The sequence below is a fragment of the Sphingomonas bacterium genome, assembly GCF_903643035.1.
In the GTDB taxonomy this organism is placed as follows: domain Bacteria; phylum Pseudomonadota; class Alphaproteobacteria; order Sphingomonadales; family Sphingomonadaceae; genus Sphingomonas.
The window spans coordinates 1-3,168 of the sequence record NZ_CAHJWW010000301.1 but is presented as its reverse complement, the minus strand read 5'-3'; the positions used below and the strand labels follow the sequence as shown (position 1 = coordinate 3,168).

Genomic DNA, 3,168 nt, shown 5'->3' with positions numbered 1-3,168 from the left:
GGGCGGCCGACGCCAGGAAGCTCAGGCCGCTATCGTTGACAGCGACGCCATCGGCCACCGGCTCCCCGACGATCGACCTGTGACGCCAGTCCGAGGGCAGGGTGGTTAGATAATTACGTCGGTCGACCGCAACGGCGACCCTGCGGTCGACCTCGGCATTCAGCCGGAACCCCAATGCTGCCCGCCACGGACTGGCCTGAAGATGGGCCAGCAGGTCGTCCGTCCAGAACGACAGCATCGTCGGCGCGCCATGATACTCCTGCACGAGCACGGCCGCTGCGGCCTGGCTGACCATGTCGTCGGTCGGTTCCGCCGGAGGCAACAGGGCGTCGCCCTTGGCCGCGATGAAGCCGGTGCTGATCCGCCCGGCCCTGAAATCGGCGTCGTCGAGCGCGCGCCACAGGAACGGGGCATTGGTCCTTACCGGAAACACGTCGGTTGCCGCGCAGGCCCGGGCGAGCCTCTCGCACGCCGCCTCACGCGTGTGCTCGTGGACGACGATCTTCGCGATCATCGGATCATAGAAGCCGGTGATCTCCGCCCCCTCGCACACGCCGGTCTCCAGCCGCACGTCGCGGTGCTCCCGGAAGATTTCCAGCCGCCCCGTCGACGGCAGGAACCCCTTCGCCGGATCCTCCGCGTACAGCCGCGCCTCTATCGCCCAGCCGTCGATGGCAAGCTCCTCCTGCCGCAGCGGCAGCGGCTCGCCCGACGCCACGCGCAGCTGCCATTCCACCAGGTCGACGCCGGTGATCTCCTCCGTCACCGGATGCTCCACCTGAAGCCGCGTGTTCATCTCCATGAACCAGATGCGGTCGGCCCGAAGCCCGTCGCTCGCGTCGGCGATGAACTCGATCGTGCCCGCGCCGACATAGTCCACCGCCCGCGCGGCGCGCACGGCGGCCGCGCAGATCGCCTCCCGCGTCCTCGCGTCCATGCCGGGCGCGGGCGCCTCCTCGATCACCTTCTGGTGGCGGCGCTGGAGCGAGCAGTCGCGCTCGAACAGGTGGACGACGTTGCCATGGGTATCGCCGAACACCTGCACCTCGATGTGGCGCGGGCTCTGGATATATTTCTCGATCAGCACCCGGTCGTCGCCGAAGCTCGACGCCGCCTCGCGCCGGCACGACTGCAATGCTGCAACGAATTGCTGCGCAGCATCGACCTGCCGCATCCCCTTGCCGCCGCCGCCAGCCACCGCCTTGACGAGCACCGGCCAGCCGATCGCCTCGGCCTCGGCCTGCAACCGTTCGGGGCTCTGGTCCTCGCCCAGATAGCCCGGCGTCACGGCGACGCCGGCGGCGATCATCCGCGCCTTGGCCGCATCCTTCAGCCCCATCGCGCGGATGCTGTCCGGCCGCGGCCCGACCCACAGGAGGCCGGCGTCGATCACCGCCTGCGCGAAGTCCGCGTTCTCGGACAGGAAGCCATAGCCCGGATGGATCGCCTCCGCCCCGGTCTCCAGGGCCGCGGCGACGATGCGGTCGCCGACCAGATAGCTCTCGCGCGCCGGCGACGCGCCGATGTGGACCGCCCGATCCGCCTGGCGGACGTGGAGCGCGGTCGCGTCGGCGTCCGAATACACCGCGACGGTACGGATGCCCATGCGCCGCGCGGTGCGGATGACGCGGCACGCGATCTCGCCGCGATTGGCGATGAGGAGGGATCGGATCGTCACGGCCTCACATCCGGAACACGCCGAAGCGCGCCGGCTCGATCGGCGCCTCCAGCGTCGCGGCGAGCGCCAGGCCCAGGACGTCGCGGGTCTGCGCGGGGTCGATCACGCCGTCGTCCCACAGCCGGGCGGTGGCATAGTACGGATTGCCCTCGTCCTCGAACCGCTGGCGGACCGGGGCCTTGAACGCCTCGGCCTCCTCGGGCGTCCAGCGGTCGGCGTCGCGGTGGACGGTCGCCAGCACGCTCGCCGCCTGCTCGCCGCCCATCACGCTGATCCGCGCGTTGGGCCAGCTGAACAGGAACCGCGGCGAATAGGCGCGGCCGGCCATGCCGTAATTGCCCGCGCCGAAGCTGCCGCCGATCAGGATCGTGATCTTGGGCACCGTCGCGGTGGCGACCGCCGTCACCAGCTTGGCGCCGTGCTTGGCGATCCCCTCCGCCTCGTAGCGGCCACCGACCATGAAGCCCGAGACGTTCTGGAGGAACAGGAGCGGGACCTGCCGCGCCTGCGCCAGCTCGATGAAATGCGCGCCCTTCTGCGCCGATTCGCTGAACAGCACGCCGCTGTTGGCGAGGATCGCGACCGGCAGCCCCCAGACATGCGCGAAGCCGCAGACCAGCGTCGGCCCGTACAACGGCTTGAACTCGTGGAACTCGGACCCGTCGACCAGCCGGGCGATGACTTCGCGCACGTCATAGGGCGCGCGCACGTCCGGGGGAACGATGCCGTACAGCTCCTCGGCCGGGTAGCGCGGCGGGCGCGGATCGCGGCGGTTGACGGACGCCGCCACCGCCGGCGGCAGCGTCGAGACGATGTCGCGCACGATCGTCAGCGCGTGGAGGTCGCTCGTGGCGACGTGATCGACGACGCCGGAGCGACGTCCGTGCGTGTCGGCGCCGCCCAGCTCCTCCGCGCTGATGACCTCGCCCGTCGCGGCCTTCACCAGCGGCGGCCCGGCGAGGAAGATCGTTCCCTGTCCGCGCACGATCACGCTCTCGTCCGACATCGCGGGCACATAGGCGCCGCCCGCGGTGCAGCTGCCCATGACGCAGGCGATCTGCGCGATGCCGGCCGCGCTCATCCGCGCCTGGTTGTAGAAGATCCGACCGAAATGGTCCCGATCGGGAAACACCTCCGCCTGGTGGGGCAGGTTCGCGCCGCCCGAATCGACGAGGTAGATGCAGGGCAGCCGGTTCTCGGCCGCGATCTCCTGCGCGCGCAGGTGCTTCCTGACGGTCAGCGGGTAATAGGTGCCGCCCTTCACCGTCGCGTCGTTGCAGACGATCATCGCCTGCCGGCCCGACACGCGGCCGATGCCCGCGATGACGCCCGCGCCCGGCACCTCGTCGTCGTACAGCCCGTTCGCGGCGAGCTGGCCGATCTCCAGCAGCGGCGAGCCGGGGTCGAGCAGCCGTTCGACACGCTCGCGCGGCAACAGCTTTCCGCGCGCGACGTGCCGCTCGCGGGCGGACGCCGACCCGCCGGTCGCG

Annotated in this window: 2 protein-coding genes; both read right to left on the bottom strand. The window is 70.8% G+C overall.

What is annotated here, in order from left to right; all coding sequences use genetic code 11:
• Positions 1–1,678 (bottom strand): acetyl-CoA carboxylase biotin carboxylase subunit (locus tag HUV01_RS14240; protein ID WP_438827173.1); only part of this gene is annotated, 1,678 nt, incomplete at its 3' end.
• A 4-nt stretch (positions 1,679–1,682) separates the two neighbouring features.
• Positions 1,683–3,168 (bottom strand): carboxyl transferase domain-containing protein (locus HUV01_RS14235; RefSeq protein WP_174298868.1); only part of this gene is annotated, 1,486 nt, incomplete at its 5' end.